This window comes from Georgenia sp. SUBG003 (genome assembly GCF_000715355.2).
GTDB lineage: Bacteria > Actinomycetota > Actinomycetes > Actinomycetales > Actinomycetaceae > Georgenia.
Genome location: NZ_CP180204.1, coordinates 4460065 through 4486175 on the forward strand (window position 1 = coordinate 4460065; position 26111 = coordinate 4486175).

A 26111-nucleotide genomic window follows, 5' to 3' on the forward strand; every position below is an offset into this window, starting at 1 on the left:
GTTCGACCTCACCTTGCGACGGACGAGCCCGGTCGGGGAAGTCCCTGACGAACACACCCCTCTCACGGACGGCGGCGATCGCTACCATGAGGTCATGCTCACCGCGACCGGCAACCGCCCCGCACTACCGTTGCCTCCCGCTCCCGGCGCCGTGGACCACTCCTCGCTCGACCTTGCCAACAGCATCGTGACCCGACGTTGTGCAGGTAGATCCGGTCGAAGCCGAGGTCGACGTAGCGCTGGATCTCGGCCCGGTGCTCGTCGGGGTCGGCGGAGATCACCATGCGGCCGGCGAAGTCCTCCTCCCGCACGAGCTTGGCCATCGCGGCGAAGTCGAAGGGCGATCGGATGTCCGCCTTGGGGAACCTCATCCCGCCGTTGGGCCACTGGTCCATCGCGTTGGCGAGCGCCTCCTCGTCGTGGGCGCCCAGGACAGGTGCAGCTGCAGCACCTTCGGCATGGCGTCGGCGTCCTTGCCCGCCTCCTTCGCCCCGGCGGCGAACTTCTCGAACAGCCCGCCGATCTTCTCCAGCGGCGCGCCCACCGTGATGAGCCCGTCGGCGTGCCGGCCGGCCCGCTTCGCGGTCACCGGGCCGCCGGTGGCGACCAGGATCGGCGGTGCCTCCGTCGGGCAATCACCGAGTTCAGCGTCTGGGACACCTCTTTCCCGAGTTTTCGCTCGCCCCTCGCAGCCGCTACCACGGCGTGTATGCGAAAGCCCGTCGTGGGTCCCTCAGTGGCGAGGATCTGAATGACATCGGCCAGCAGAGTCTGGCGGGACTCTGAACCGGTCGATTGGAGCTGCCCCCGGAACTCGGTATGTGGAGGCAAGGTCGTCCCTTCTGGACGGGGATTCCGACTGGCGGATCCCCTGAGCGGTTCCGGCCGGTCGTGTCGCTGCTGCACGTCCGCAACCGGCGAGCTTCCGTTGAGTGCCGCTTCGACGTAAAGGGAGACTGGGGTTACGGAGGTTCCTTCGTCGCCTTCAGCGGACGGTTCCTTTGCATCGCCGCACTTGTCCCGGCTTCGTGGTCGCTGGCCGTCGCAACGTCGGACGTCGAGGTACGCCCGGGCGGGCTGCCTCCGCATCTGCGTACTCCCCGGAGGAGTCAGGGAGCCGAGTCGCCGGATTGAACGATCAATCGTGAGAGCAGCCTTGCTGTTGAGCTCACCTGCCGTAGCGACTCGCTTCCACTCATGCTCGATGGCCGTCGTAACTTCGCGCATCGCGACACCATAGGAAGCCTCGTCGTCCCCATATCCAGCCAAGGATGCGTTGGCTCGCGATATGAGCGGCACGAGAATGGTTATGGAGACGCCTGCCGAGCGCGCCCTTTGCACTATTTCCGGCCAATGCAACTGCCTAAAACTCTGAGGCTCCGAGAGGATCGCAACAATGCGGTTCGCATTCTCGTAGTGACTCCCCCAATCTACCTTCGACTCTAGCCGAAGAGCCTGTACCCCCTCTTGCTGTAACTCATATTTAAGGCCCACCATCGCGGCGGTGTCGCGAGTATATGCAGGTTTAAGGAAGTACTCTGTAATGAGAAGCGCACCCGCGATCGAGATTGACGCCGAGCCGACGGCAACCGATAAATTCCCGACAGTCGACGATGAAGCATTTGGGGCCACGGTACTCAAGAGGTGATCGGCGTAGAGGTCGGTGGTCCCTTCGGACCCACCCTTCCAAGGGGTGGGTCGCTGGCGTATCGCCAGCTCGGTGCCGTGTTCGTCAGCCACGAGGAGCTTGATGCCCGTGCTCCCGAGGTCCAGCCCGGCGACAAGTCTCGTCACGGTTGCGACTCCCTGCTTCTCAAGTTCGTTGGCCAGGTGTTCCGGCCGTTGTTGACCTCGGTGCGGCAGCCCCGTCGGCGGGCGGGGGCTGCGCGGTGGTGCGACTTGGTCAGCACTCCGACGCGTAAAGCGCTGCCTGACCTTCCTCGCTCTCGAGGTTCTCCTTGGTCACGATGCTGAAGCCGGTCTGGATCTTGGACTCCGTCGGCTCGCCGTTGGCGGCCGCGACGGCCTGCTGCACACCCTGGTAGCCGATGTCGTACGGCTGCTGAGCGATGATCGCCTGGAGTGTCCCGTCCTGCAGCGCCTCCACCTGGGCGGGGCCGGCATCGAACCCGACAACCTGCACCTCGCCGGTCGCACCGGCCTGCTCGATGCCCGTCGCGGCACCCTCGGCGCTAAAGATGTTCGTCGCGAAGATGCGTCCAAGCCGCATGTTTTCAGCCCGGCCAGCAATCTCGCCCGGTCACGAGGTACAGGTCGACTCGTCACCGTTTGACGTTCTGGTCCTCGGCGACGACGGCAAGCCGGTGCGGGCGAAACTAACGATCATGCTCGACAAGGCGACACAGAGCATCATCGCAACCAGTATCAACCTCCATGGCACCAAGGGCGTCGACCTCGCCTTCATGCTCGCCCAGTGCCTCACTCCCCGGCCGGCGCGACCCAACGCCGGTCAGATCGTGAACGAGGGCGAGCTGCGCCAGATGCCGTGGGCGGCGTCTGATCGGCGACGAGCTCGAGCGGTGCGACCTCACCCGCCCGTTCATCAAGCCACAGCGGATCATGACCGACAACGGGATGGACTACATGTCAGACACCTTCCTCTCCGCGTGCGAAATGTTCGGCATCGACATCACCCGCGCAGCCAAGCGGACGCACCGACAAGCCGAACGTCGAGCGGGCTTCAAGGGACGTGCGCCACGGGGTCCCCCGCGGCAACGGACGCACCCGACGGTAACCCCTGGTGGAAGCGGATGCACCTCGGCCTCTGAACGTCACCTTCCGGAGGCGGGCTGTAACCTCGGGGGGGGCGCCGACCGGCGCCGGGAGCAGCTGAGAGGAATCCAACAGATGCCAGCCGTGGTGGTCGTCGGTGCGCAGTGGGGCGACGAGGGCAAGGGCAAGGCGACCGACCAGCTCGGCTCGAGGGTCGACTACGTCGTGAAGTTCAACGGCGGCAACAACGCCGGCCACACCGTGGTGGTGGGTGACGAGAAGTACGCGCTGCACCTGCTGCCCTCCGGCATCCTCTCTCCCGGGTCGCGTCCCCGTGATCGGCAACGGCGTCGTCGTCGACCTGGAGGTGCTCTTCCAGGAGATCGAGGGGCTCGAGGCCCGTGGCGTGGACACCTCGGGACCGGCACTGCTGCTGCAGCTTCCCGCGCGGCAGGACCATCTCGATCTCGACGAGCTCCCGGCCTGGCTGCGCGGCTACTTCGAGCGGATCGTCCTGCCGACGCTCGAGCTCTACACCGAGCCGCTGCTGACCGACTCCACGCTGCTCGACGCCTACCTCTCCGCCCGTTCGGCGTCGCCCGACGCCGGCGCAACCACCCACATACCTGACGAGGAGACCTCATGGCAAACCCCGCCACTCGAGACGCGCGACCTCACCCAAGACCCTCGGGTCCCACCCAGGCCCTCGACGGATTCAGCCTCTCCGTCGACCCGGCGTGGAGCTGAGCGAGAACGTCGTGACGTACGAGAAGCAGATCCTCAGCCGGGAGCTGCCCCGGTCGATCGTCATCGTCGGTGCCGGGGCGATCGGCATGGAGTTCGGCTACGTGCTGGCCAACTACGGCGTCGACGTCACGATCGTGGAGTATCTGGACCGTCCGCTGCCGATGGAGGACGCGGAGGTCTCCAAGGAGGTCGGTCGCCAGTACCGCAAGCTCGGCGTCACCATCCTCACCTCCACCAGGGTCGAGACCGTCGTGGACGACGGCGGGAAGGTCACCGTGACGTACACGGACGCAGGGGGCGGCGGGCGAGCTGGTGGCGGACCGGGTGCTCATGTCCATCGGGTTCGCCCCGCGCGTGGACGGCTTCGGTCTCGAGACCGGGGTGGAGCTGGGACGGGGCGCGGGCGATGTCCGTGGGAGGCAACCTCTCCCTGTCCGCGCTGAAGGGCTACCTGCGCGGGCCGTTCCTCAACAGCCGCCTCGAGCGCCGCGCCGTCGACGACGTCGTCCGCGACGTCCGGGTGAAGACCTCCGGACCCGCCGCCCCCATCGGGTCGTTGTCCGGCGGCAACCAGCAGAAGGTCGTCATCGGACGGGCCCTCATGACCACCCCGACCTCCTGCTCCTGGACGAGCCGACCCGCGGTATCGACGTCGGCGCCAAGGCCGACATCTTCAAGCTGATGGCAGACCAGGCCGCCGCCGGTATCGGTGTCCTGTTCGCCACCTCGGAGGTGGGCGAGGTGCTCCACGCCTCCACCCGCATCCTCGTCATGTCCCGCGGGCGCGTCGTCGCCGAGCTGGACCCCGCCACGACCAACCGCGAGCAGATCCTCGCCGCGACGAGGTCGAGGACCTCCTCGTAGGGGTGCTCCCCGGCCAGCAGCAGGTAGAAGCCGGTCTGGCAGCCCATGGGGGGAGAAGTCCACGACGTCGTCGGAGTGGTTGCGCACGTGCTCGGCGAAGGTGTGCTCGAGGGAGTGCACCACCGGCATCTCGAGTGGTCGACGTTGGGCTGGCAGAAGCGCACGTCGTACTTGGTCAGCACGTCACCGGCGGGCAGGCGCTTGGTGTCGGCGACGCGCACGTACGGCGCGGCGACGGTGCGGTGGTCGAGGTTGAAGCTCTCGACGTTCATGGGCATGTGGTGCTCCTTCGGGTGTCTCAGCCCATCATCCCGCAACGGGCGAGATCGTCCCGCGGGGAGGGCACTCATCGCCGGGGAGGGGACTCATCCCGCCACTCATCCCGCCGTCGTGCGCCCCGCGACGTTCGCCGTGACGAGAAGATCGCGGACCCGGTCCGGGTCCACCCCGTCGACGTCGGCCGGTGACCAGGTCGCGTTCCGGTCCTTGTCCACCAGCACGGCGCGCACGCCCGCCGGACTTGTACGCCACGTACACGCCGGCGAAGACGGCAAGTCCCCACCCGAACGTGATGACGACCCAGCCGGAGTTGAAACCCTTCGTCTTCGGAAGGATGACGTTCGCGACGACGCCGCAACCCAGCAGGGTCAGCATCGCGGTGCCCATCACCTCCGAGAAGAAGATGTCCATCATCGAAAGTTCCACTGTGAACTCACTTTCTGGTCACGTCCGCGTGTCCAGTCGGGCGCGCATGGCGCGGTGTCGGTCCTGGCCGCCTGGGGCGGTTGATCAGGATGATCCTCGTTGTCAAGGTCCGTAGGGGCGTTTCGTGGGCAGATCAGGGGCGTGTCGCCCCCACAGCCCTGCGCGGACGGTGGGTCCGGGCGCAGGAGGGGTCGAGTCGGTCGGGGTCGATGGGTCCCAGGTCCGCACCGGGACCACGTCCTCCACTCTCAGCCGGGTCCCTGCGGCGCGCGTCCGGAGGCTCGTGCTCCGCGGCGATCTCGGCCTCCGCCTGCCGGCGGTAAGCGGCGGTCCCGGGGTCCCGTTCCTCGACCGTGAGCTCCGCGTGCCACGGGGTGGCTCAGGTGCGCGCGGTGCGGCCGAACGAGCGGAGCTTGTGCTCGGGGTCGAGGCGCGAGGAGATCTTCTGCGTGATCTGCCTGAGCTCGGTGACCTGGGCGTCGGTGAGGTCGTCGAAGATGAGCGTGCGCACGTTCTCCACGTGCCCCGGCGCGGTCTCGACCACCTTCTCCCAGCCGGCGTCCGTGAGCACCGCCATGGTGCTGCGGCCGTCCTCGGGGGTCAGGCCTCCGCTCGACCCAGCCCTGGCTCGAGAGGCGGTCCAGGTGGGAGAGACGAGACATGCTCATGTTCGCCATCGTCGCGAGCCGGCTCATCCGGATCGTGCGGTCGGGAGCCTCCGAGAGTGCGGAGAGGACCACGTAGCCCGCGTGGGTGAGGCCGGTGTCACGCTGCAGCTGGGCGTCGAGCGCCCGGGGAGCAGCATGAGGACCGACATGACGGAGCGCCACGCGTCCTGCTGCTCGCTGGTGAGCCAGCGCTGATGATGGAGCTGATGGCGGCCGGTGCCCGGGCTACGCCGGAGGACGCTTCCGCGTTCGGGCGCGGGACGCCACGGGGGGCGTGGGCCGTTCTCCACGCGAGCCTGCTGACGGGCTCCGGCGACGACGAGGTCGCCGTCTCCGTCGAACCCGTGACGGGCGAGACGCTCATCGGGCTCCTGCTGGTCGCCTACGGCCTGACCGAGCGGGAGCGCGACATCTGCCGTGAGGTGATGGCCGGGTACTCGACGGCCGACATCGCCGCCCGTCTCTTCATCTCGGCCCTCACCGTGCAGGACCACCTCAAGTCGGTGTTCGCCAAGGTCGTCCGCAGCCGCGGCGAGCTCGTCGCTCATCTCAGGCCGGTCGGCCAGGGTGCCTGAGGGGGCGACCGTCCGACCGTCCGACCGTCCGACCGTCCACCCGGCCCACTCGTCCGTCCGCCGTCCGCCCGTCCAACCCCCGGTCCCGGCGCGGTCGGATGGCGAGCCTCCGCCGCCGGTAGGGAGGAAGGCAGCGACAAGAATGGCGAGTTCTACGCCGTACTTCGCTATGTCCAGCCCTCGGCCGAGCGACGGATTCCCCTTGAGTTCCACACTAAGTCCCGGAGCTGGCGGCATTGACTCCAGGTGCAGGGTGGTGCCCGGCAACTGCCTCCTGGCGTGCTTTCGCACAGTTGCTGGAATATCCCTTAGATCTGCGAACCTCTGGATCCACGAGGTCAAGAAGCTCTCAGCTGCCTTCTTCGGCGACCCACATTTCGAGCCGCGGTGAGCGCTGCTTCCAGGTCCGTCTCGAGCCGATCGCACTTCTCACTCACCCGCTGCTGAGCGAAGTCGCTGATGGAGCGAGCCGCGTCAGTGTAAGCGCGGTCAACGCGGGCAGAAAGCAACTCCGTCAGTCGGGCATGGGCGTCGAGATACTCGAGCGTCGAGCGTCGCGTCTCTCCGAGGAGGTCTGCGACCCTGCGCGACCTCGCATCCATGAGATCGGCATCATCGAGGCAGCGGTGCGCTTCGAGTTCGAGCGCTGCGGCCACCGCACCGAGATTCGAGGCATCTAGTCGGGGCTGATCCGCCCGACAGCCGCAAACGCGGACTTGCGGCCCTTCCAGATCAGGGCCCGCTCGACGTCGTCCGCGGCGAGGCGGGTCTCGAAGGAGCCGTTCGCCTCGCAGTGGCGCAGCACCTCGGCCAGCTCCCCGGCGTCGCGGCCGCGCCGTCCAGCTCCACCACGAGGACGGCCCCCGCCCCCTCGGGGTACCCGCAGGCGACGGCCTTCTCGGCGGCCTCGATGGACAGGGCGTCCATCATCTCGATGGCGGCCGGGATGACGCCGGCGGCGATGATGGCGGAGGTGGCCGCTCCGGCGTCGTCCGTGGAACGGAACCCGGCCAGGACGGTCTCGACCTTCTGGGGCAAGCGGGTCAGGCGCACGGTGACCTCGGTGACGATGCCCAGCGTCCCCTCGGACCCGACGAGAGCGCCGAGCAGGTCGTAGCCGGGCGGATCCGGTGCCTGCCGCCGATCTCGACGTGCTCGCCTGACACCGATCGCATCCTTGTTGGCCTTCTTGGCAAGCTCAAGATCACGCAGAGTCTTCTGGGCTGCAGTGACCTGTCCGTCCAGGTCGTCGAGCTGCTTCTGGAGATCCGCGAGCATCGCCTCCTTCGCAGAAACCTGGTTGTCCAGGTCATCGAGCTGCTTCAGCAGTGGAGCGACGCGTTTCTGGAGGTCGAGGATCTCCTGCTCCCTCGCAGTGATCTGACTGTTGAGCTGCCCCATCTGCTCCTGGAGGCCGTCGACGGTCATCGCAAGGCCTGCGAACTCAGTCTGCTTGCTCGCGACAGCAGTCTCCGCCGCCTCGAGCGCTGACCGCGCCTCGTCCAGCTCTCCCTCGTCGGAAAGCTGGATCTGCCGCTCCCCGACTGTCCGCTGAGCCGTGTCGAGAGCCGCCTGCTGGTCCGCGAGGGTGGCGTTCAGGTTGGCCAGGTCAGCCTCCTTGGCCGCGACCGCGGCCCGGTTGTCGTCGAGGTCCTCCAGGAGAGTCGCCTCCTCCGCCTCGAGGGCGGCGATCTCGTCCTCCTGTGCGCGCAGGGCGGCAGTGGTGCTGCCGGCGTACCTGATGTGGCTCGAGTGGGAAGAGGAGCGTCACCGCGACGGCGCCCCGCAGATGATGCCGTGGGACGACATGTCGGAGTCCTTCCGCCGCCTGCTGGTCCTCGGCCGGTACGGCCACCGCGTCGAGGCCTGACCGAAAGCCCCGCGCGCATCTCGCGAGACGTCAACTCCTCCGCGAGACGTCAGCTCCTCCGCGAGGCACGTCAGCTTCTCCGCCCGTCAGGTCTTCCACGAGACGTCCACCCCGTCCGTGGGCAGCGAACGTTTCCCCGCTAGAGGTCTCCACGGGGGCGTCAGGCCGCGCGCCGCAGGCGCAGAGATCCGGCACCCTTGACACGTGACCATACGGTCACATAATGGTGCTGTGGACGAGGTCTTCAAGGCCCTGGCCGACCCCACGCGTCGGCAGCTCCTCGACGAGCTCTTCCGCCGGGACGGGCAGTCCCTGACCGCGCTCGAACAGCACTTCACCATGTCCCGCTTCGGTGTGGCCAAGCACCTGAAGCAGCTCGAGGAGCTTCAGCACCACCCCCGAGGCCGGCGGCACCGTCTACATGCTGCAGAACACCGACTTCTCCTACCTCGACCCCGCCCGCGGGTTCGACGGCGGCGTCAACAACTTCTACCGGCTCGTCTACCGCACGCTGACGACGTCGGCGCCGGGCAACGCGGAGGACCCCTCGGCGATCGTGCCGGACCTCGCCACCGACATGGGCACGCCCTCCGAGGACGGCCTGACCTGGACGTTCACCCTTCGGGACGGCGTGAAGTTCGAGGACGGGACCCCGTCACGTCCGAGCACATCAAGTTCGGCGTCTCCCGCGCCTGGGACCCCGAGATCGGCATCGGCTCCCCCTACGCCAAGCAGGTCATCGACGCCCCGAGGGGTACGAGGGGCCCTACCGCATGCACTGGGTTCTCACGGAAGCGGTAAGTACTGCGACGGTTCTGCACCGCGTCACCGGAGACCAGCGCTATGCCGAAGATGTCGCTCGCTGGTGGGTCTATGCCGACAGACACATGGTGGACCGCGAACGTGGGTCCTGGCACCACGAACTGGACGCGTCCAACACTCCGGCCGGCAGCACCTGGCAGGGCAAGCCGGACATCTACCACGCCTACCAGGCCGCACTGCTGCCGACGATTCCCACGACATCTTTCGCCTCTGCTCTCGCTGCCCGCACCGACTGAACACGGCCGGTGGAACCGCTTCGTGGGTCAGTTGCGGAGCCGAGGCCGGGTTCTCACCGATGGCAAGAATGAGTGCAGGCCACCGGAACGATCCGTCCGCAGCTGCTACCCGGCTGCCTTGCGTCCACGCCGCAGTCTCACTCGCCCGGAGGTGGGCTCAGGTCAGGGGTGATGCGTCAGCGCGCGGACCGGCGCCGGGGCATCGCGGGGAACGTCGTTCAGGCGGACATTCGCGAACGACAGCACATGGACATGCACATGGAGCGGCGAGCAGAGAAGACGTTCTGCCTGGAGCTCGTGTGCGCGTTCATGTCGTTCCGGTTCCTTCGTGCTCATGCACCTGGCGGTGCGTGTCATTGCCCTCACGGGCCAGGTCGTCACCCCGGGGCACCCTCCGCACGTGGGGGTTGCCGACCAGCAAGCCGGGACTTAGCGCACCTTCCGGTACGCACTGGTACTCGAGACCTGGGGCTGACGTTAGGCGAGCGATACTTCAGGTGTCAACGAACGGCGTGTCGCAGCGTCCGTCCGCCGACCTCCTCGCTGACCCGGCTACCGTGCGCTACGGGCAGATCCGCGCGATGAACGTCCCGACGAACGGCGTCCACGAGATCCACCACGCCCAGTAGAAGATCGTCCAGCTGGCGAGCCAGTCGCCGCCGCCGAAGACGGCCGACTGGAAGCTCATCGGCACGAGGTTGGAGAAGTACGCCCCGAGGGACTCGGGCAGCAGGTCCAGGATGAAGACGGTGGGGCCCACCACGAAGACGAACACCAGCAGCGTCGCGGCCAGCACGACGTTGGTGTTGCTCAGCCACTTGATGCCGCGCGAGACGCCGCTGGACGCGGAGATCACGACGCCCACGGTCAGCACGCAGATGATGACAGGGGTCGCGGCGCCCGGGTTCTCCTCGAACTCGCCCGTCCTCAGCAGCGACAGACCGGCGGCGATCTGCAGGGCGCCGAGCCCGAGGGACGTGGCGGAACCGAACTTCGTGCACAGGATGGCCAGGACGTCGATGGGCCGGCCCAGCCGGCCAAGAGCGCGTGGCTCGCAAGGTCGTACCTAAGCGGATGTATTGATAGCCCGACAAGGCTGTCGCCGTCCGCCTCAGCCTGGAAGGCTGCGAACGTGACCGGCCCCTCTGGCTGTTCATCGATGGTGTTCATCACCTCGCGGCATAGTCCAAATATGAGGTCCGCCGCGTTACCGATGCGCTCTTCGTTGTGTGCGATCACTGCGAAAGGACGCGCTCGCACGCATCGATTGCACTGGAGACGAGTTCCCATACTGAGGGTCCTTCCGCAAGCCGGTCACGTGCAATCCTGGACCATCCGTAACCTGTCGCCGCTACGGCTGCAGGGGCAATCGACCACTCCGTACGGCCATCGAAATTTGATTCGTCCGCGTGAAGGTGTGTGATGTGCAAAGGGTTCACGTGATGCTGAGCGGCATTGCGCCAATCCCAGCACGCCCGAAACTCCGGATGCTCGTCATACAGCCTCTGAAAGTGGCTGTGTTCGGCACCGTCAACCGCCTGCTGATCCCCTTCGGCCTGCACCACCTGCTCAACAACCTGCCGTGGTTCCAGTTCGGCGAGTACACCAACCCGGACACCGGGCAGGTGGCCCAGGGCGACATCTTCCGCTTCTTCGCCGGCGACCCCACCGCCGGAACGTTCATGACGGGTTTCTTCCCCATCATGATGTTCGCCCTGCCGGCTGCGGCCCTGGCGATCTGGCGCCACGCCAAGCCGGAGCGTCGCAAGGTCACCGGCGGCATCATGATCTCTGTCGCCCTGACGTCCTTCCTCACGGGCATCACCGAGCCCTGGAGTACGCCTTCGCCTACGTGGCGTTCCCGCTGTACGTCATCCACGCCGTGCTGACCGGTACGTCGCTGGCGCTCGTCAACGCCATCGGCATCAAGGACGGGTTCACGTTCTCGGGCGGGCGGGGAAGGGCGGGTGAGGCGGTCGCCCGGGGCAGCTCCCAGGTCTTCGACATCTCCCACAGCGGCTCGGAGAAGATCTCGATCCTTCCCGAAGGCGTGGGCAGCGGATTGGCGACCGGGTCGTCGCGGAAGTCCTTCAGCGCGATCGTGGACTCACCCTTGACCTTCCAGACCCCCATCTCCCGTAGCTGCTCGAAGGAGGGGAGGTCGGGAATCCCGCGCGGGACTCCTCGACGATCTGGCGCACCCAGTCCTCCTGGGTCTTCCCCTCGGTGAACTCCAGCTCCACGCCGAGCCGCCTGGCGATCTCGGTGCACATCTCGTAGGTGGTCTTGCAGTCGTAGAGCGGGTCGATCACCTTGTCGGCGACGATCGCGTAGCCCATGGTCCCGGCGTTGCCCTGCTGGACGACGTCCAGCTGCTCGGCGTTGGAGACGTCGGGGAGCAGGATGTCCGCGTACCGCGCGGAGACCGTCATCTGGTTGTCGACGACGACGATCAGCTCGCACTTCGTGTCGTCCTCGAGCAACTTGACGGTGCGGTTGATGTCCGCGTGCTGGTTGACCAGCGCGTTTCCGGCGGGAAGGCGCAGTCGTCCAGCTCCATCGCGGTGCCCTCGGCCGCCTTGACGCCCTGCGGGATCTCCAGCAGCCGCAGCTTCACCGGGGTGTCCGGTCCGAGCAGCTGGCCGGAGGCGATGCGGAACAGCAGGGCGTACCCGATCTGGCCGGCAGCTCCGGTCACGGTGACGTTCACCGGTGTCGTGGTCATCGACGCACTCCTTCGTGGGGTTGGAGATATCTCGGCATCAAGATTACTCCCTGCGCCGCGGGCCCTCCGGCGTCCGCCCAGCACCCCAACCCCTCCCCCGCGAGATGTCAACTTCTCCGCGAGACGTCAACTTCTCCTTGAGACGTTGAAGCTGCCGCGCTGGTGGGGGCGGTGTCGGACATCGAGCGGTGAGGTCTCGCTGACGAAATGACGGGGCGGTCTCAAGGGGTCCACGCAACACCTCGATGAGAAGAGGTGGTGGCGGGTGCCGCGTCCGATGGTGTGGGTCCCGCCAAGGTGGCCGTCCAGGCCCTGCGGGACGCGCTGCCGTGGTCCGTCCGGAGGAGACCGTCCAGGTCCGCGTCGAGTCCGGGGCGTGGAAGCCGCTTGGCTCGGTCCTGAGGAGAGGGGCAGTTTTCCCCGGCGACCAGACGCAGGACCGCGACTTCGTCGTCGACGAACGCTTCCACCGCCAGGACTTCGAGTGCCTGGAGGCGTTAGGCCTGTCGGACAGGCCGAAGCCACGGAGCAATGCGCCCGTCGAGGCCTGGTTCCGGGCGTACGAGCACCACGCCCGCACCGGCTTCATCAACTCGCTCAAGGGCCCCCGTCCGCAACCGGAGAAGGTGGTCGTCAACGGCCCTACCCCGCCGCTCTACCCTTTGGAGTTCTTGCCCGAGCTGAGCCCTGAGGACGCGCGAGGCTGACCGCGACTGCCCTACGGTCTGCGAGTCCGATCGAGTGGACGGTCGCCCACCAGACGAACAAGAACTATGGCCGCAAGTCCCTCGTCCCTCCGGACTACTGGTGGCTCCAGCGTCACGGCAGACTCCGGACCGTGCTCGGGCCGTGGCCTCTGACCAAGTGCCTTGCACCCGAGCCTTCCGACGGCGACCCGCGTCTTGCTTCGTTCCTCCCGGTCCTCTCGACACGGTCCACGGCACGCCAGTCAACGAGAAGCGCATGCTCCAGGAGTCCGTGGACGCGCTCTTCGACAACGGCCGCCGCGGGCGTCCGGTGACGGGCCCGGGCAACCGGGCGCTGAAGTCGATCTCGGACATGCTCAAGGGCAAGCAGGGCCGGTTCCGCCAGAACCTGCTCGGCAAGCGTGTCGACTACTCGGGCCGTTCGGTCATCGTCGTCGGCCCGACCCTGAACCTGCACCAGTGCGGTCTGCCGAAGCAGATGGCCCTGGAGCTGTTCAAGCCGTTCGTGATGAAGCGCCTCGTGGACCTCAACCACGCGCAGAACATCAAGGCGGCCAAGCGCATGGTCGAGCGCTCGCGCCCGGTGTGGGACGTCTCTCCGAGGTCATCCGCGAGCACCCGGTGCTGCTCAACCGTGTCACCCGCGCGCAGCGCCCGGGCGTGTCCGTCGGCGGGCACATCTCGTCGTACGCGTCGGTCGCGACGCTTTACGAGGTGGGCCTGAACCACTTCTTCCGCGGCAAGCAGCACCCGGGCGGGGGCGACCAGGTCTTCTTCCAGGGCCACGCCTCCCCCGGCAACTACGCCCGCGCCTTCCTCGAGGGCCGGCTCTCCGAGTCGGACCTCGACGGTTTCCGCCAGGAGTACTCCCACCCGGAGGGCAGCCGCGGGCTGCCGTCCTACCCGCACCCGCGCCGCATGCCGGACTGGGAGTTCCCCACGGTCTCCATGGGTCTCGGCCCTGCGCAGGCGATCTACCAGGCGTGGGTCAACCGGTACATGCACGAGCGCGGCATCAAGGACACGTCCCAGCAGCACGTGTGGGCGTTCCTCGGCGACGGCGAGATGGACGAGCCGGAGTCGCGCGGCATGCTGCAGCTCGCCGCCCAGCAGAACCTCGACAACCTCACGTTCGTCGTCAACTGCACCTGCAGCGCCTGGACGGTCTGGGTGTTGACCACGGCGAGGACCTTCGCACCCTGCTCGCGCGCGTGCCGGATCGCCATGATCGTGTCCATGGTCTCCCCCGACTGGGAGATGGCCACGACGAGGGTCTTCTCGTTGACCACCGGGTCGCGGTAGCGGAACTCGTGCGCGAGCTCCACCTCCACGGGGATCCGGCACCAGTGCTCGACGGCGTACTTGGCCACGTGCCCGGCGTAGGCGGCGGTGCCGCACGCGATGACGATGATCTTGTCGACGCTGCGCAGGATGGACTCGTCGATGCGCAGCTCGTCGAGCACGAGGTTGCCGTGGCCGTCCGTGCGGCCCAGCAGGGTGTCCGCGACGGCCTTGGGCTGGTCGTGGATCTCCTTCTCCATGAAGGTGGCGAACCCGCCCTTGGAAGGGACGGAGCGTCGGGAACTGCTCCTCGAGTTCGACCCTCTCGACGTAGCCGCGGAGCTGCTGGCGGGACTGAGACCGAGCCAGGTCGACCAACACGTGCCGGAGCGACTCGAGCGGTGGCTCGTCCACCGGCCGGCGCTCCAGCGCGGCCACCACGTCGTCGGTGTAGTGATCGTCGGCCGCGACGGGCTTCCTCCTTGCAGGAGAAGTAGTTCGAGAACGTCCGGGGCGACACGAAGGCCTGCCGGGCGATCTCGTCAATGGTGACGTGGTCGAGGCCCTTCTCGATGGTCAGTTTCAGCGCGGCCTCTGCGATGGCCTCATGGGTCATCTGCTTCTTCAGCGCGCGGAGTCCCATCTCGCCGGAGTCGCTCATGACGTTCCTCCCGGGTGGAAGTTTCAGTGTCGGCACTTCTCCGTGACACCCAGAAAGCGGTGCCTCCCCCGGGCTACGCAGGCCTTAGGTCCTACTAGACGCGCTGTTGCGTTCGTTAGGGGTGTCGGGGGCCCTTCTCACAGTTCAGGCAGCGGGCCAGGATGCGGGCCGACGTCGTCTTGCCGCAGCCGCGAGGCCCGGAGAAGAGATAGGCGTGGTTGGCCCGGTCCGCACGCAGCGCCGCCATAAGAGGTTCGGTGACGTGCTCCTGGCCGATGACCTCCTGGAAGGTCTCGGGCCGGTAGCGGCGGTACAGGGCTGTGCTCACGGACCGAGGTTAGCCGCGCGCACCCACACCTGGCACACACCCTCGTCAGGGCTGTGCACAGCCGCGCACGGGCATGAGAGGACCCCCCGTGCACCCGCCAGAGCTCACCTACCTGCTGCCTTCCGGCCCTGGGGGAGCTTCGGGCAAGATGACGCCGCACGAGGGGTCGCCGACGAAGTCTAACGGACCGCGAACATGTTGACCGAGGCGATGATCGTCACCGACGTGACGAAGAGCAGCACGGGCCGGAGCCCCGGGAGCGTGATGTGGAGGAAGCGCTGCCAGGCGTTGGCGCCGTCCATCTTCGCCGCCTCGTACAGCTCCGGGGAGATGTCCTGCAGCGCCGCGAGGTAGATGACGGTGTTGAACCCGAGCGTCCACCACACCGTCACCCCGACGAGGGCGACCCACGCCCACGGCAGCTGCGTGAGCCAGGGGATCGCCGACGTCAGCCCGACGGCCTCGAGGTAGTGGTTGACGAGCCCGATGTTGGTGTCGAGCAGGTACCGCCACAGCACCGCGACGGCGACGCCGAGGACGTAGGGCGCGAAGTACATCGCGCGGAAGAAGTTGCGGCCCCGGAACCTGACGTTCATCGCCAGTGCCACGACGAGCGGCAGCACGAGGAGGAGCGGCACCGTGGCGACGGTGAAGATCGCCGTCGCCTGCATGCCGTTCCAGAAAGGTGCGGCGAAGGGTGAGTCTCCGCCCAGGAGGCCGGTGTAGTTGTCGAGGCCGACCCACGGCTTCTCGGGGAGGGTGTAGTCGTAGTCGTGCAGGCTGATCCAGACGCCGAGCGCGGTCGGCAGGATCACGAAGACGGAGAAGAGCACCAGCCGTGCGCAGGCCGGGAAGCTGTTCCTGGAGTCCAGCCAGCTCTGCCGTCTTGTCGGCGACCGCCTTGTTCGCCACCTCGGCGGCGTCCTGAGCAGCCTGCAGTGCCTTCTGGAGCTCACTGCTCTGAGCCTGCTTGCCGGCGAGCTGACCGTTGATCTGGCCGATCTGGATCTGCAGAGCCGCGAGGTCACCGCTCAGCGCGGAGATCTGTGCAGTCTTGTCATCGATCTGCGCGTCCACACCGGCGAGCACGGCTTGCTTCGCGGCTCGCTCATCCTGCAACTCTCGCTTGAGCCGCGAGTTGCCGTTGATCGCATCGATCCTGGCAGTGAGATCTGCTATCTCCATCTCGAGCGTCTTTCGGCCCTGGAGCACGGAGAGCTCGCTCTGCGCCGTGGTGAGCTGGGCCTGCATGCGGGACTCCTGCGCCTCGAACTCGGCCAGTGAGCTCTCGAGGCCGACGATCTGCTTCTCGACCGCGTCGAGCTCGCCCTGCCTGGCGACGACGGCACACGCGGAAGGAACCCTCAGGACCGTCCCGGCCCACCACGTCGCAGAACACCTATCGAAGGAGCTGGACATGAGCGACACCCTCACCAACCCCGTGACCGGCGGCTCCGCCGAGGCCGACGGCTCGATCGTGCTCGGTGACAACCAGTACGGGAAGGCCGAGGTCCGCCTGGTCCGGGTCGACCGGGACCGGCCGCGCCACCGCGTCACCGAGCTGTCCGTCACCTCGCAGCTGCGCGGTGAGTTCACCGTCGCCCACACCAAGGGCGACAACTCGCCCGTCTGCCGGACACCCAGAAGAACACGATCTTCGCGTTTGCGGGCGAGGGCATCTCGTCCCCGGAGGAGTTCGCCCATCCGCCTCTCGGAGCACTTCACCGCCTCCTTCGACTGGGTCGCCGGCGGGCGGCTGGGGGCGTGAAGGAGGTACCACCTGGGGAGCACATCCCCGACGTCCGTTACGCGCAACGCGGCCGACGGCGAGCACAACCACGCCTCGTCAAGGGCGGGACCGAGACGCGTCTCCCCGACGCGAACCGGCAAGGCCGCGCGGCAACTGCGCAGCGCGTGGATCGACGAGTGGCATGCGGCAGGAGCCCCCGAGCCTCTGCCGATGCCGCTTCAGCCGATGCTTGTTCGTGAGGCCTGGGAACGCATCGACGTCGCCGCCGAGAAAGGAAGTGACCGCGCACGGAACCTTGAGTCCTTCTTCGTTGGCCAAGTGGTCGGCAGCTTGAGTCAGCTGCGCCCGACGGCGGAGATTGTGCGGGCCATCGTCGAAGGATGCGAAGCACGGCTTCGCGAGCTGAGCGCGCTCACCGGTGCGAGGGTTGCCGAAGAAGTCAGCTGAGAGACGGGAACACGGCGGGACCCACGCCGCGCCGACCGGCTGCGCCAAGGATCATCGATGGCCCGAACGGCACGCCGACTTCATGGCTTGTGGAAGCGCCGTCGCTCAACGGATAAAAAGGTACCCCGGGGATAACAGGCTGATCTTGCCCAAGAGTCCATATCGACGGCATGGTTTGGCACCTCGATGTCGGCTCGTCGCATCCTGGGGGCTGGAGTAGGTCCCAAGGGGTTGGGCTGTTCGCCCCATTAAAAGCGGTACGCGAGCTGGGGTTTTAGAACGTCGTGAGACAGTTTCGGTCCCCTATCCGCTGCGCGCGCAGGGAAAACTTGAGAAGGGGCTGTCCCCTAGTACGAGAGGACCGGGGACGGACGAACCTCTGGTGTGCCAGTTGTTCCGCCAGGAGCATGGCTGGTTGGCTACGTTCGGAAGGGATAACCGCTGAAAGCATCTAAGCGGGAAGCCTGCTTCAAGATGAGGTTTCCACCACCCTCGTGGTGGGAAGGCCCCCAGCAGACCACTGGGTTGATAGGCCGGACGTGGAAGCCTGCGCCTGGCCCACAACCTCGGCGACACCCACGTCACCTCGCAGGCGCTCACCGCCTTCGCCGAGGAGGTCGAGGAGGCCAGCGACGGCCGCATCGTCGTCAGGATGTACGGGAACGGTCAGCTCGGCGCCGAGACCCACGTCCTGGGCCAGCTCAGCCAGGGGGTCGTCGACATGACCCGCGTGAGCGCGCCGGGCCTGGCGAACTACGACCCCGGCTACCACGTCGGCCTGCCGTACGTCTTCGAGTCCGAGGAGGAGTACTACGAGGTCATGGACTCGCCCGAGATGGCCGAGTACTTCCGCTCGACCGCCGAGGACGGCTTCGTCGGCCTGACCTACTACAGCTCGGGTGCGCGGTCCTTCTACACCGGAGACACGCCGATCCGCACCCCGAGGACCTGCGTGGGCTCAAGCCTCCCTGACCAAGGCTCGGGTGCCGTACTCGACCACGTGGACGGTGGACGGAAAGGACGAGTGGTTCCTCGCCTGCCTGCGGACCTGGTTGGAGACCGGCACCCTCGAGCACGACACCTCCCACGTGCGTGACCTGCCCGCCCTGCCCGAGACGGAGGAGGTCCGGCTGGGCCGCGCCCTCGCGGAGCAGCTGCGTACCGAGAAGGCGATCATGGGGTGTCTTCGACGAGGGCTGCATGGGCATGTACAACGCCATCATCGACGACGAGCTGCTCAATCCCCCTCGGCATCTACAAGGAGCGCCTCTCGCAGTCCGAGCTGTGGGCGCAGATGCAGACGGTCCCCGACGACGAGGCGCGTGCGGTGGGGGGAGTGGCTCACCGACGCGGGCATGACGTTCCGGTTCGGCTCCGACCCCGACACCGAGCTCACCGAGGACCAGGTGATGTGGCAGTACAAGATGTACGTCGCCGCCGCACGTCCTCGAGGCCGCAGAGGAGGACCTGGAGTTCACCGGCGGGAAGTTCCAGGTGCGCGGCACCGACGCCTCGATCGGGCTCACCGACCTGGCCCTCGCCGTCTTCGCCGCTCACGACCTGCCCGACGGGATGGAGCCGAGCCTCGACGCCGACGCCACCTACGACCCCGTGAACTTTTCCTACCCGCACGGCACCCACCTGTGCGCGATGGAGGTCGACACCGAGACCGGGCAGTCGAAGATGCGCAGCTACGTGTGCGTGGACGACGTCGGCACGATCGTCAACCCCCTCCTCGTGGAGGGGCAGATCCACGGCGGTCTCGTGCAGGGCATCGCGCAGGCGCTGTGGGAGGAGGCCGTGTACGACGAGCAGGGCACCTTGGTCACCGGCTCCTTCGTGGACTACACCCTGCCCACCACGGCCGACACGATCTCCTTCGTCACCGACAACACCGTCACGCCGTCGACGAACGACCTGGGCACCAAGGGCGTCGGCGAGGCGGGGACCATCGCCTCGACCCCGGCGGCGTCAACGCCGTGCTCGACGCCGTCCGGCACCTCGGGGTCAGGACAACTGCGTAGAGCGCGCCGGTCAGGATCAGGGCTAGCAGCAGGAGGACGGCCGGTGCGTACCGGCTCCTCCTGCTGTTGGCGAGTGCCTTCACGATGAGACGTCCTCGTTCGGGTCGGAGGGAAATGAGCTGGCGGGGAGAGATGTGGGACGTACTGCACGAGCGCGTAGTCGAGCACGTAGATCACGAAGAACAGGCCGATCCACACGACGTCGACGAAGTGCCAGTAGTAGGAGGTGACGACGGCCCGGCCGGCCTCGAGGTGACCGAACCGGCGGGCTGCGAACGAGCTGGCGAGGACGTAGAGGAACGCGACGAGCCCGCCGATCACGTGCAGCGCGTGGAAGCCGGTCGTGATGTAGAAGACCGAGCCGTAGGTGCTGTTCGAGATCGTCAGGCCGTGGTGGATGAGCTCGGTGTACTCCGTCACCTGGCCGGCGACGAAGACGGAGCCCATCACGAAGGTGAGCGTGTACCACTCCTGCATGCCCCACCGAGCCACGTTCAGGAGCGAGCCGGTCCGGCGCGCTGGACCGTTCCCACGCCCCACAGGTCCTCGGCGGTGGAGTTCCACGCCAGCACCTGAAGGTCCTCGCCGACCACGACGACGCCGCTCGTCATGCTGCCGAGCACGGACACCATGAACGAGTTGAGCCGGTTGATCTCGTCCTGCCCCTCGCGCAGCGCCTCGTTCGTGGCGTGGAGCTCGTCGTTCATCGACTGCAGCTCCTCGTTCATGGTCTCGAGCTCCTCGTTCGTGCTCTGGAGCTCCTCGTTGGTGGTCTCGAGCTCCTCGACCGTGGACTGCAGCTCCTCGTTGGTGGTCTCGAGCTCCTCGTTGCTGCTCTGCAGCTCCGCGTAGGCGTTCTCGAGCTGACGGTTGCTCTCCAGCTCGCTGTGCAGCTGACGGTAGGGCGTGACGTCGGTGAAGGTCACGGAGACCCCGAGGCGGCCCGACTGGAGCTCGCGCCGCTACCCTGGGGGACGGGACGCGCAGTTCTTGGCCGTCCTGTTCGAGCAGCCCTACTGCCGGATCAACACTGTCGCCGACCGGTGCGACGTCTCGCGTCAAACCGCGTCGTCGTGGCTGCACGCCCTGGTTCAGGCAGGGCTTCTCAGCGACGTCAAGGTCGGCCGGGAGGTCCTCTTCGTCAACCATGAGTTCCTGGAGGTGCTGACGCGCCCCGAGTGAGCGGGGGCCGGGGCGGCCGTCGTGTCGCTCACCACCTGGGCGAGGGCCGTCAGCCGTACATCAGCACCTTCCCGCCACCCGTCCGGCACGGTCGACGCCGATCTTGCGGGGATCTTCCCAAGCGGCGTGCCCAGCCGAGACCGACGTTCTACGGTGGGTCGATGGGGAACCGGTCTCGGCTCAGCGACGAGCCCATACCTCCTGCCTTGGTGCCCCACAGGCGCGAGTGCACCCGGTCACCGGTGACCCAGGACTGGACCAGCACCCCGTAGTCGGTGTTGTTGCGCCAGACCATGTCCGTGCTCGGCTCCCAGAGCGTGGCCTCCCGGCCCGCGGGGTACCGGTCGAACCAGCGGCTGTGCGGGGTGTGGGTGACGTCGTCCATGCCGGCGAGGAAGCCCACGTTGAACATGTTCGTCGAGAGCTGGGAGAGCCCGCCGCCGACCGCGGTGGAGACGAACCCGTCCTCGACGACGGAGGAGACGTACCCGTTCGCGGCGGAGATGGGCCCGATGACGTCGAGGAGGGAGAACTCCTCCCCCGGCTTCACGAGCACGCCGGTGACCTTCTGGGCCCCGACCCTGAGGTTGGTGGTGCGGACCGGGTCGTAGGGCATCGGGGTGGAGAACTCCGCGGATGACCTCCTTGACACCCAGCGCCTCGGCGTCGGCCGTGGTGAACTCCGGCTCCGCCGTCACGAGGATCCCGGTCTCGCGACGCCGGGACATCGCGGAGAGCCGGATCGTCGTCGTGATGAGGAGGACGGCGGTGACGATCATGACCCCGCCGAGGCCGACGGAGAGGAGGGTCGTGCGGTTCAGGATCAGGAAGAGCGGCTCGAGCTGCTCGCGCTGGTCCACCACGACCTCCACGCCGGGGCGTCCCTCGAGCTCGTCCGCGACGATCTGGTACTGCTCGGGGTCGACGAGCTTGACCCGGTAGGAGACCTGCATCTGCTCCACGGTCAGGGACTGGGCCCAGACCGTGTCCGCCATCTGCTCCTGGAACGCGAAGGCGTCCTCCTTGGACTCTAGGTAGACCTCGTCCACGTAGGGCGCCATGCTCTCGGCGGCGAGGAGGTCACCGACGGGCTTCGTGCTCGTGGTGACCGGCGAGCTGACCGTGACGATCGAGGGGGAGACGCACGTGCTCGCGCCCGGCGGGTTCGCTTACGCACCCGCCGGCACGAGCTGGCACGTGCGCAACGCCGGTGCCGGGCCCGTGCAGTTCCACTGGATCCGCAAGGCCTACGAGCCGCTCGAGGGCTACGTGGCCCGACCGGTGTTCGGCAACGAGCAGGATGTCGAGCCGGTCGCCATGCCGGACACCGGCAACAGGTGGCGCACCACCCGCATGCTCCCGGTGGACGACCTCGCCTACGACATGCACGTCAACATCGTGACGTTCGAGCCGGGCGCGATCCCGTTCGCCGAGACGCACGTGATGGAGCACGGCCTGTACGTGCTCGAGGGCAAGGCGGTCTACCGCCTCAACGGCGACTGGGTGGAGGTGCAGGAGGGCGACTTCATGTCGCTGCGCGCGTTCTGCCCGCAGGCCTGCTACGCCGCGGCCCGTCCAACTTCCGCTACCTGCTGTACAAGGACGTCAACCGTCAAACCTAACCCCGTCCAACCCCGCCCCCCCGCAAATCCCCCCCCGGAGTAATCCAGGACACATTCACCAGGACAAAAGAATTCGACACAGCACCCCGGCCCCCCCGCGCAGCACGAAACCACACTCAGAACCAGGACTCCCCCCCCGGGACCGGCCACCCTCACGGTGTCCGTGCCTCCCTGGCAGGGCCCACCAATACTACACAGCCCCGAACCACGATCAACCCCCCACCATGACCCCCATCACATGCCTGAGCCGGCTCCGGGGACACCGTGGGCCCACGGATCTTGCGAGCCGTGGACGGGGATGCCGTACGTCGGCGAGGACGTCGAGAACATTCTCCTCAAGCTCATCCAGGCCGCCGACTTCGACGTCAAGAAGGCCGAGAAGGGCATCATCTACATCGACGAGATCGACAAGATCGCCCGCAAGAGCGAGAACCCGTCGATCACACGGGACGTGTCCGGCGAGGGCGTCCAGCAGGCGCTCCTGAAGATCATCGAGGGCACCCAGGCCTCGGTGCCGCCGCAGGGTGGACGCAAGCACCCGCACCAGGAGTTCCTCCAGATCGACACGACGAACGTGCTGTTCATCGTCGCGGGGGCTTCGCGGGGCTCGAGGAGATCATCTCCCGCGCCGGGCGGCGAGGCATCGGGTTCGGCGCGCCTCTGCGTTCCGCCGACCAGGAGGTCGACCTCTTCTCCGAGGTCCGGCCCGAGGATCTGCACAAGTTCGGCCTCATCCCCGAGTTCGTGGGACGGCTGCCGATCGTGGCGACGGTGGGCAAGCTCGACCAGGACGCGCTCGTGCGCATCCTGACCGAGCCGGTGGCGCTCGAGGAGCGCTCTCGCCTTGCTGATCTCGTCGCTCGGGCTGCTGCCCGCCACGTCCTTGATGTAGGCCTCGGTCTCCCGCTGAGCGGTCTCCATCGCGCGCACGTTGCGCTGGGCCATGCCCTTGCCCCGCGCGATGAGGTAGGTCAGCGCGGTCAGGAACGGCACGAAGATCAGGAAGAACACCCAGACCGCCTTCCACCAGCCGCTGAGCTCATGGTCGCGGAACAGGTCACCGATGATCTGGAAAAGGATGACGAGATAGGCGGTGAAAGCGAAGATCCACAGGAACCACCACACCACCTCACCGAAGTTCTCCCAGAAATCCATCAGGACCACCACCCTCCTCGGCGGGATCCGAGGGGCTCCCGACCAGCCGTCTCGACCGGACGTGCCCTCGGTCCCAGCGCACCTCACGTAGGGAGGGCAGGACTGCGGGACACCCACCGGAGTGGACGAGATGCGTTGCGCGACACCGTCCCGCCGACCGGGGACTACTCCGACTCCTACAACCGCACCATGGTCCGGTTCGAGGAGTGCTACGAGTCGATCAAGATCGTGCTCCAGGCGCTCGACCGCCTGGACGCGGCGCCGGGGCCGGTCATGGTTGCCGACAAGAAGATCGCCTGGCCCGCCCAACTCTCGATCGGCTCGGACGGCCAGGGCAACTCCCTGGAGCACATCAAGGAGATCATGTCGACCTCCATGGAGTCCCTCATCCACCACTTCAAGCTGGTGACCGAGGGCTTCCGCGTCCCTGCCGGGCAGGCGTTCGTCACGGTCGAGCACGCCAAGGGCGTCATGGGGGGTCCACGTCTCTCGACGGCGGCACCGCCCTACCGTGCCGCAGCTAACGCATTAAGTGCCCCGCCTGGGGAGTACGGCCGCAAGGCTAAAACTCAAAGGAATTGACGGGGGGCCCGCACAAGCGGCGGAGCATGCGGATTAATTCGATGCAACGCGAAGAACCTTACCAAGGCTTGACATACACCGGAAACGTCCAGAGATGGGCGCCCCCGCAAGGTCGGTGTACAGGTGGTGCATGGTTGTCGTCAGCTCGTGTCGTGAGATGTTGGGTTAAGTCCCGCAACGAGCGCAACCCTTGTCCTGTGTTGCCAGGGGGTTATGCCGGGGACTCATGGGAGACTGCCGGGGGTCAACTCGGAGGAAGGTGGGGGATGACGTCAAATCATCATGCCCCTTATGTCTTGGGCTTCACGCATGCTACAATGGCCGGTACAAAGGGCGGCGATGCCGTAAGGTGGAGCGAATCCCAAAAAGCCGGTCTCAGTTCGGATTGGGGTCTGCAACTCGACGCCGGGACCCTCGACGAGCCGGCCCAGCGGCTGGCCGGGATCCTCACCTTCGTCATCATCTACTGGATCACCGAGGCCATCCCTATCCCGGTGACGGCGATCCTCGCGATGTCGGTGGTGGTGATCTTCCAGGTCGCTCCCGCCGACGAGGTGTTCGCCCTCTTCGGCAACTCCACGCTGTTCGTGTTCGTCGGCGGGTTCATCATCGCCGAGTCCATGCGCAAGCACGGCCTCGACCGCCGCTTCGCGTTCGGCGTGCTGAGCCCGCCGCCAAGGCACGCGGGACACCGGCAAAGACGTCCTCGAGGTTGTCGACGAGCCGCGAGGTGAAGATCGAGCTGAACAGCGCGGTCCCGAGGGCGGCGCCGATCTCGCGGAAGTAGTTGTTCGCACTGGTAGCGGTGCCGAGCTCGTGCGGGTCGACGGCGTTCTGGACCGCCAGCACGATCGTCTGCATCACCAGGCCGAGGCCGGCGCCGAGCACGAAGACCATCGCCGAGTACTGCAGCATGGAGATCTCGGCGGTGATGGTGGTCATCCACACCAGGGTCGCGGTGGCGATGCCCATCCCGGAGATCGTGTAGAGCCGGTACTTCCCGGTCTTGGTGATGGCGACGCCGGAGGCTGGACGTGGCCATGATGCCGACCATCATCGGGATCATCAGAAAGCCGGACTGGGTCACCGACCTAGAATTCCGCGCCGAGTGGAGTATGGCTCTTGATGAGTGGCTGATGCACCTGGCGATGTTCCGACGTCGAACAGAGCGTGAGGTTGGCCTGGCGCTTGGGCAGTCTGCACACGATCACGCTGCGAGCCACTTTCAGAGGCTGTATGACGAGCATCCGGAGTTTCGGGCGTGCTGGGATTGGCGCAATGCCGCTCAGCATCACGTGAACCCTTTGCACATCACACACCTTCACGCGGACGAATCAAATTTCGATGGCCGTACGGAGTGGTCGATTGCCCCTGCAGCCGTAGCGGCGACAGGTTACGGATGGTCCAGGATTGCACGTGACCGGCTTGAAGGACCCTCAGTATGGGAACTCGTCTCCAGTGCAATCGATGCGTGCGAGCGCGTCCTTTTCGCAGTGATCGCACACAACGAAGAGCGCATCGGTAACGCGGCGGACCTCATATTTGGACTATGCCGCGAGGTGATGAACACCATCGATGAACAGCCAGAGGGGCCGGTCACGTTCGCAGCCTTCCAGGCTGAGGCGGACGGCGACAGCCTTGTCGGGCGAGGACCTGGTCGGCCACCGAGGCGTCGGTGCCGCTGATGGAGGCCAGCTCCAGCGCCTTGCCCGCCTGGTCCGGTGTCGCGCCCGCCTCGTCCATGAGCGCCCGGGCGACGCCCTCGGGGCCGATCTTGTCCAGCTTGTCGATCACCCGGAGCGCGGACTCGACGTCGTCGAGGCCGATCGCCTCGTAGAACCCCTGCGCGACCTTGCGGTTGTTGACGCTGATGCGCACCGGCGGGATCGGGAGGGCGGCCAGGGCCTCGGCCATGACGAGCGGCAGCTCGACCTCGAAGTGGAACGGCAGGGTGTCGGCACCGACGTCGATGTCGGCCTGCGTGAACTCACGGAAGCGCCCGTCCTGGGGCCGCTCCCCCGCGCAGACCTTCTGGATCTGGTAGCGCTTGAACGGGAAGGACAGCTGGCCCGCGTGCTCGAGGACCCAGCGGGCGAAGGGGACCGTGAGGTCGAAGTGCAGGCCGAGCTGCTTGTCCGGGCCGACGTCCTGGTCGAGCGTGGGCGGGTAGACCCGCCTCCGCTCGCCGTCCACCACGATCGTGGTCCGGCTCTCGGTGAGGGGCCAGAACCACAGGGCGCACCAGGCGTCCATGACGCGGCGTAGCCGCCGGTAGCCACTACCGACATCGTTGAGCGCGTCCTCGATCTGCTGCCGCTGCACGCGCCCGCCCACCGGGAGGTCGTCGGCGCCAGACGCGATCGAGCGCCGGATCTCCTGCTCGGCGACTTGCAGGCGGCGCAGGGCAATCTGCCAGACCCGCTCGAC

Annotated in this window: 24 protein-coding genes, 1 other RNA gene, 18 pseudogenes, 1 riboswitch and 3 other annotated features; of the genes and pseudogenes, 21 read left to right on the forward strand and 22 right to left on the reverse strand. The window is 67.0% G+C overall.

Features of this window, described 5'->3' with window-relative positions; all coding sequences use genetic code 11:
- Positions 1-98 precede the first annotated feature (98 nt).
- From DA06_RS25485 to DA06_RS25495, 3 genes and pseudogenes are all read right to left on the reverse strand, one after another.
- Positions 99-631 (reverse strand): annotated as a pseudogene (locus DA06_RS25485) (LLM class flavin-dependent oxidoreductase); the annotation flags it as partial.
- Complete coding sequence (locus DA06_RS25490) at positions 586-1794, reverse strand: hypothetical protein (protein WP_418606394.1); 1209 nt, start codon at positions 1792-1794, stop codon at positions 586-588. The pseudogene DA06_RS25485 and the gene DA06_RS25490, both read right to left, overlap by 46 nt.
- Before the next feature lie 109 nt (positions 1795-1903).
- Entirely contained in the window at positions 1904-2230 is a 327-nt protein-coding gene (locus DA06_RS25495; protein ID WP_418606396.1) for a substrate-binding domain-containing protein, read from the reverse strand.
- Positions 2231-2868: 638 nt separating this feature from the next.
- On the opposite strand from DA06_RS25495, the pseudogene DA06_RS25500 reads away from it, so the two are divergent.
- From DA06_RS25500 to DA06_RS25520, 5 genes and pseudogenes are all read left to right on the forward strand, one after another.
- Positions 2869-3151: pseudogene (locus DA06_RS25500) on the forward strand (adenylosuccinate synthetase); the annotation flags it as partial.
- Positions 3140-3226, forward strand: a pseudogene (locus DA06_RS25505) (hypothetical protein); the annotation flags it as partial. The pseudogenes DA06_RS25500 and DA06_RS25505, both read left to right, overlap by 12 nt.
- 238 nt (positions 3227-3464) lie before the next feature.
- Positions 3465-3891, forward strand: a pseudogene (locus tag DA06_RS25510) (FAD-dependent oxidoreductase); the annotation flags it as partial.
- A complete protein-coding gene (locus tag DA06_RS25515; protein WP_043507651.1) occupies positions 3887-4162 on the forward strand; it encodes a hypothetical protein in 276 nt (91 codons plus the stop codon). The pseudogene DA06_RS25510 and the gene DA06_RS25515, both read left to right, overlap by 5 nt.
- Positions 4162-4344, forward strand: coding sequence for a hypothetical protein (locus DA06_RS25520; protein ID WP_418608427.1), 183 nt, complete (start codon positions 4162-4164; stop codon positions 4342-4344). Before DA06_RS25515 ends, DA06_RS25520 begins: the two co-directional genes overlap by 1 nt.
- On the opposite strand, the pseudogene DA06_RS25525 reads toward DA06_RS25520, so the two are convergent.
- The 3 genes and pseudogenes from DA06_RS25525 to DA06_RS25535 all read right to left on the reverse strand — a co-directional run.
- Positions 4320-4616, reverse strand: a pseudogene (locus tag DA06_RS25525) (S-ribosylhomocysteine lyase); the annotation flags it as partial. The gene DA06_RS25520 and the pseudogene DA06_RS25525 overlap by 25 nt on opposite strands.
- 34 nt (positions 4617-4650) lie before the next feature.
- Complete coding sequence (locus tag DA06_RS25530) at positions 4651-5049, reverse strand: hypothetical protein (protein ID WP_418606397.1); 399 nt, start codon at positions 5047-5049, stop codon at positions 4651-4653.
- Positions 5050-5428: 379 nt separating this feature from the next.
- The gene (locus tag DA06_RS25535) at positions 5429-5626 is read right to left on the reverse strand and encodes a hypothetical protein (RefSeq protein ID WP_418606399.1); all 198 of its coding nucleotides are present in this window, start codon (positions 5624-5626) and stop codon (positions 5429-5431) included.
- A gap of 285 nt (positions 5627-5911) precedes the next feature.
- On the opposite strand from DA06_RS25535, the gene DA06_RS25540 reads away from it, so the two are divergent.
- Positions 5912-6292, forward strand: a complete 381-nt coding sequence (locus tag DA06_RS25540) for a helix-turn-helix transcriptional regulator (protein ID WP_418606400.1) — start codon at positions 5912-5914, stop codon at positions 6290-6292.
- A gap of 732 nt (positions 6293-7024) precedes the next feature.
- Here DA06_RS25540 and DA06_RS25545 read toward each other — a convergent pair.
- Positions 7025-7720, reverse strand: a complete 696-nt coding sequence (locus DA06_RS25545; RefSeq protein ID WP_418606402.1) for an FAD-linked oxidase C-terminal domain-containing protein — start codon at positions 7718-7720, stop codon at positions 7025-7027.
- A 295-nt stretch (positions 7721-8015) separates the two neighbouring features.
- Here DA06_RS25545 and DA06_RS25550 point away from each other — a divergent pair, with 295 nt between their 5' ends.
- Complete coding sequence (locus tag DA06_RS25550) at positions 8016-8162, forward strand: hypothetical protein (protein WP_418606403.1); 147 nt, start codon at positions 8016-8018, stop codon at positions 8160-8162.
- 773 nt (positions 8163-8935) lie between these two features.
- Complete coding sequence (locus DA06_RS25555) at positions 8936-9220, forward strand: AGE family epimerase/isomerase (RefSeq protein ID WP_043507664.1); 285 nt, start codon at positions 8936-8938, stop codon at positions 9218-9220.
- Positions 9221-9567: 347 nt separating this feature from the next.
- Positions 9568-9686: riboswitch (SAM riboswitch) on the reverse strand.
- 96 nt (positions 9687-9782) lie between these two features.
- Here DA06_RS25555 and DA06_RS25560 read toward each other — a convergent pair.
- Entirely contained in the window at positions 9783-10253 is a 471-nt protein-coding gene (locus DA06_RS25560) for a BCCT family transporter (protein ID WP_418608231.1), read from the reverse strand.
- Between the two features lie 484 nt (positions 10254-10737).
- Between DA06_RS25560 and DA06_RS25565 the strand changes: the two are divergent.
- Positions 10738-11174 (forward strand): annotated as a pseudogene (locus DA06_RS25565) (PTS transporter subunit EIIC); the annotation flags it as partial.
- Here the strand turns inward: DA06_RS25565 and DA06_RS25570 are convergent.
- Genes DA06_RS25570 through DA06_RS25580 form a run of 3 tightly spaced genes read right to left on the reverse strand, consistent with a single transcriptional unit; the run spans position 11069 to position 11945 of the window.
- The gene (locus tag DA06_RS25570; protein WP_418608429.1) at positions 11069-11353 is read right to left on the reverse strand and encodes a hypothetical protein; all 285 of its coding nucleotides are present in this window, start codon (positions 11351-11353) and stop codon (positions 11069-11071) included. The pseudogene DA06_RS25565 and the gene DA06_RS25570 sit on opposite strands and share 106 nt — an antisense overlap.
- Entirely contained in the window at positions 11311-11703 is a 393-nt protein-coding gene (locus DA06_RS25575; RefSeq protein ID WP_418606405.1) for a molybdopterin-dependent oxidoreductase, read from the reverse strand. The genes DA06_RS25570 and DA06_RS25575 overlap by 43 nt, the downstream gene beginning before the upstream one ends.
- Entirely contained in the window at positions 11673-11945 is a 273-nt protein-coding gene (locus DA06_RS25580; RefSeq protein WP_418606406.1) for a lactate/malate family dehydrogenase, read from the reverse strand. The genes DA06_RS25575 and DA06_RS25580 overlap by 31 nt, the downstream gene beginning before the upstream one ends.
- Positions 11946-12274: 329 nt before the next feature.
- Here DA06_RS25580 and DA06_RS25585 point away from each other — a divergent pair, with 329 nt between their 5' ends.
- Entirely contained in the window at positions 12275-12652 is a 378-nt protein-coding gene (locus DA06_RS25585) for a hypothetical protein (protein ID WP_043507674.1), read from the forward strand.
- Between the two features lie 244 nt (positions 12653-12896).
- A pseudogene (locus DA06_RS25590) lies at positions 12897-13860 on the forward strand (hypothetical protein); the annotation flags it as partial.
- Here the strand turns inward: DA06_RS25590 and DA06_RS25595 are convergent.
- From DA06_RS25595 to DA06_RS25615, 5 genes and pseudogenes are all read right to left on the reverse strand, one after another.
- A pseudogene (locus DA06_RS25595) lies at positions 13822-14214 on the reverse strand (SIS domain-containing protein); the annotation flags it as partial. The pseudogenes DA06_RS25590 and DA06_RS25595 overlap by 39 nt on opposite strands.
- A gap of 206 nt (positions 14215-14420) precedes the next feature.
- Positions 14421-14594 (reverse strand): annotated as a pseudogene (locus tag DA06_RS25600) (TetR/AcrR family transcriptional regulator); the annotation flags it as partial.
- Between the two features lie 127 nt (positions 14595-14721).
- Positions 14722-14922: pseudogene (locus tag DA06_RS25605) on the reverse strand (ATP-binding protein); the annotation flags it as partial.
- A gap of 74 nt (positions 14923-14996) precedes the next feature.
- An RNA gene (gene ffs, locus DA06_RS25610) (signal recognition particle sRNA small type) lies at positions 14997-15093 on the reverse strand.
- 8 nt (positions 15094-15101) lie between these two features.
- Complete coding sequence (locus DA06_RS25615; RefSeq protein ID WP_418606408.1) at positions 15102-15878, reverse strand: carbohydrate ABC transporter permease; 777 nt, start codon at positions 15876-15878, stop codon at positions 15102-15104.
- A 136-nt stretch (positions 15879-16014) separates the two neighbouring features.
- Between DA06_RS25615 and DA06_RS25620 the strand changes: the two genes are divergently transcribed.
- The 5 genes and pseudogenes from DA06_RS25620 to DA06_RS25640 all read left to right on the forward strand — a co-directional run bounded on the left by DA06_RS25620 (position 16015) and on the right by DA06_RS25640 (position 19231).
- Complete coding sequence (locus DA06_RS25620; RefSeq protein ID WP_418606410.1) at positions 16015-16206, forward strand: hypothetical protein; 192 nt, start codon at positions 16015-16017, stop codon at positions 16204-16206.
- Positions 16207-16339: 133 nt separating this feature from the next.
- Positions 16340-16678, forward strand: a pseudogene (locus DA06_RS25625) (urate oxidase); the annotation flags it as partial.
- Positions 16679-16882: 204 nt separating this feature from the next.
- Positions 16883-17119 carry a hypothetical protein gene (locus DA06_RS25630; protein WP_043507686.1) on the forward strand — a complete coding sequence of 79 codons (237 nt, stop codon included), beginning with the start codon at positions 16883-16885 and terminating at the stop codon, positions 17117-17119.
- Positions 17120-17249: 130 nt separating this feature from the next.
- Positions 17250-17415: a sequence feature (23S ribosomal RNA rRNA prediction is too short), on the forward strand.
- 27 nt (positions 17416-17442) lie between these two features.
- Positions 17443-17687, forward strand: a sequence feature (23S ribosomal RNA rRNA prediction is too short).
- The gene (dctP, locus tag DA06_RS25635) at positions 17673-18215 is read left to right on the forward strand and encodes a TRAP transporter substrate-binding protein DctP (RefSeq protein WP_418608233.1); all 543 of its coding nucleotides are present in this window, start codon (positions 17673-17675) and stop codon (positions 18213-18215) included. It overlaps the preceding feature by 15 nt.
- Positions 18216-18613: 398 nt before the next feature.
- The gene (locus tag DA06_RS25640; RefSeq protein ID WP_418606412.1) at positions 18614-19231 is read left to right on the forward strand and encodes a molybdopterin cofactor-binding domain-containing protein; all 618 of its coding nucleotides are present in this window, start codon (positions 18614-18616) and stop codon (positions 19229-19231) included.
- 74 nt (positions 19232-19305) lie between these two features.
- Here DA06_RS25640 and DA06_RS25645 read toward each other — a convergent pair.
- Positions 19306-19656, reverse strand: a pseudogene (locus tag DA06_RS25645) (cytochrome c oxidase subunit 3); the annotation flags it as partial.
- Positions 19638-20069: a hypothetical protein gene (locus tag DA06_RS25650; RefSeq protein ID WP_418606413.1), complete on the reverse strand. Its 432-nt coding sequence runs from the start codon at positions 20067-20069 to the stop codon at positions 19638-19640. The pseudogene DA06_RS25645 and the gene DA06_RS25650, both read right to left, overlap by 19 nt.
- Here DA06_RS25650 and DA06_RS25655 point away from each other — a divergent pair.
- Positions 20059-20325, forward strand: coding sequence for a hypothetical protein (locus DA06_RS25655; protein WP_418606414.1), 267 nt, complete (start codon positions 20059-20061; stop codon positions 20323-20325). The genes DA06_RS25650 and DA06_RS25655 overlap by 11 nt on opposite strands.
- Positions 20326-20473: 148 nt before the next feature.
- Here DA06_RS25655 and DA06_RS25660 read toward each other — a convergent pair whose 3' ends face one another.
- Positions 20474-20941, reverse strand: coding sequence for a VanW family protein (locus DA06_RS25660; protein ID WP_418606416.1), 468 nt, complete (start codon positions 20939-20941; stop codon positions 20474-20476).
- A gap of 304 nt (positions 20942-21245) precedes the next feature.
- A pseudogene (locus tag DA06_RS25665) lies at positions 21246-21386 on the reverse strand (permease-like cell division protein FtsX); the annotation flags it as partial.
- A 28-nt stretch (positions 21387-21414) separates the two neighbouring features.
- Between DA06_RS25665 and allE the strand changes: the two are divergent.
- The 4 genes and pseudogenes from allE to DA06_RS25685 all read left to right on the forward strand — a co-directional run.
- Positions 21415-21947, forward strand: a pseudogene (allE, locus tag DA06_RS25670) ((S)-ureidoglycine aminohydrolase); the annotation flags it as partial.
- Positions 21948-22245: 298 nt separating this feature from the next.
- A pseudogene (locus tag DA06_RS25675) lies at positions 22246-22766 on the forward strand (AAA family ATPase); the annotation flags it as partial.
- A gap of 222 nt (positions 22767-22988) precedes the next feature.
- Positions 22989-23603: pseudogene (locus tag DA06_RS25680) on the forward strand (hypothetical protein); the annotation flags it as partial.
- A 42-nt stretch (positions 23604-23645) separates the two neighbouring features.
- Positions 23646-24143: a sequence feature (16S ribosomal RNA rRNA prediction is too short), on the forward strand.
- 11 nt (positions 24144-24154) lie between these two features.
- On the forward strand, positions 24155-24418 hold the full coding sequence (locus DA06_RS25685; RefSeq protein WP_418608235.1) for an SLC13 family permease: 264 nt from the start codon (positions 24155-24157) through the stop codon (positions 24416-24418).
- 79 nt (positions 24419-24497) lie between these two features.
- Here the strand turns inward: DA06_RS25685 and DA06_RS25690 are convergent.
- Together DA06_RS25690 and DA06_RS25695 are read right to left on the reverse strand one after the other, a co-directional pair.
- A pseudogene (locus tag DA06_RS25690) lies at positions 24498-24698 on the reverse strand (MFS transporter); the annotation flags it as partial.
- 630 nt (positions 24699-25328) lie between these two features.
- Positions 25329-25820: pseudogene (locus DA06_RS25695) on the reverse strand (histidine--tRNA ligase); the annotation flags it as partial.
- Positions 25821-26111: the final 291 nt, after the last annotated feature.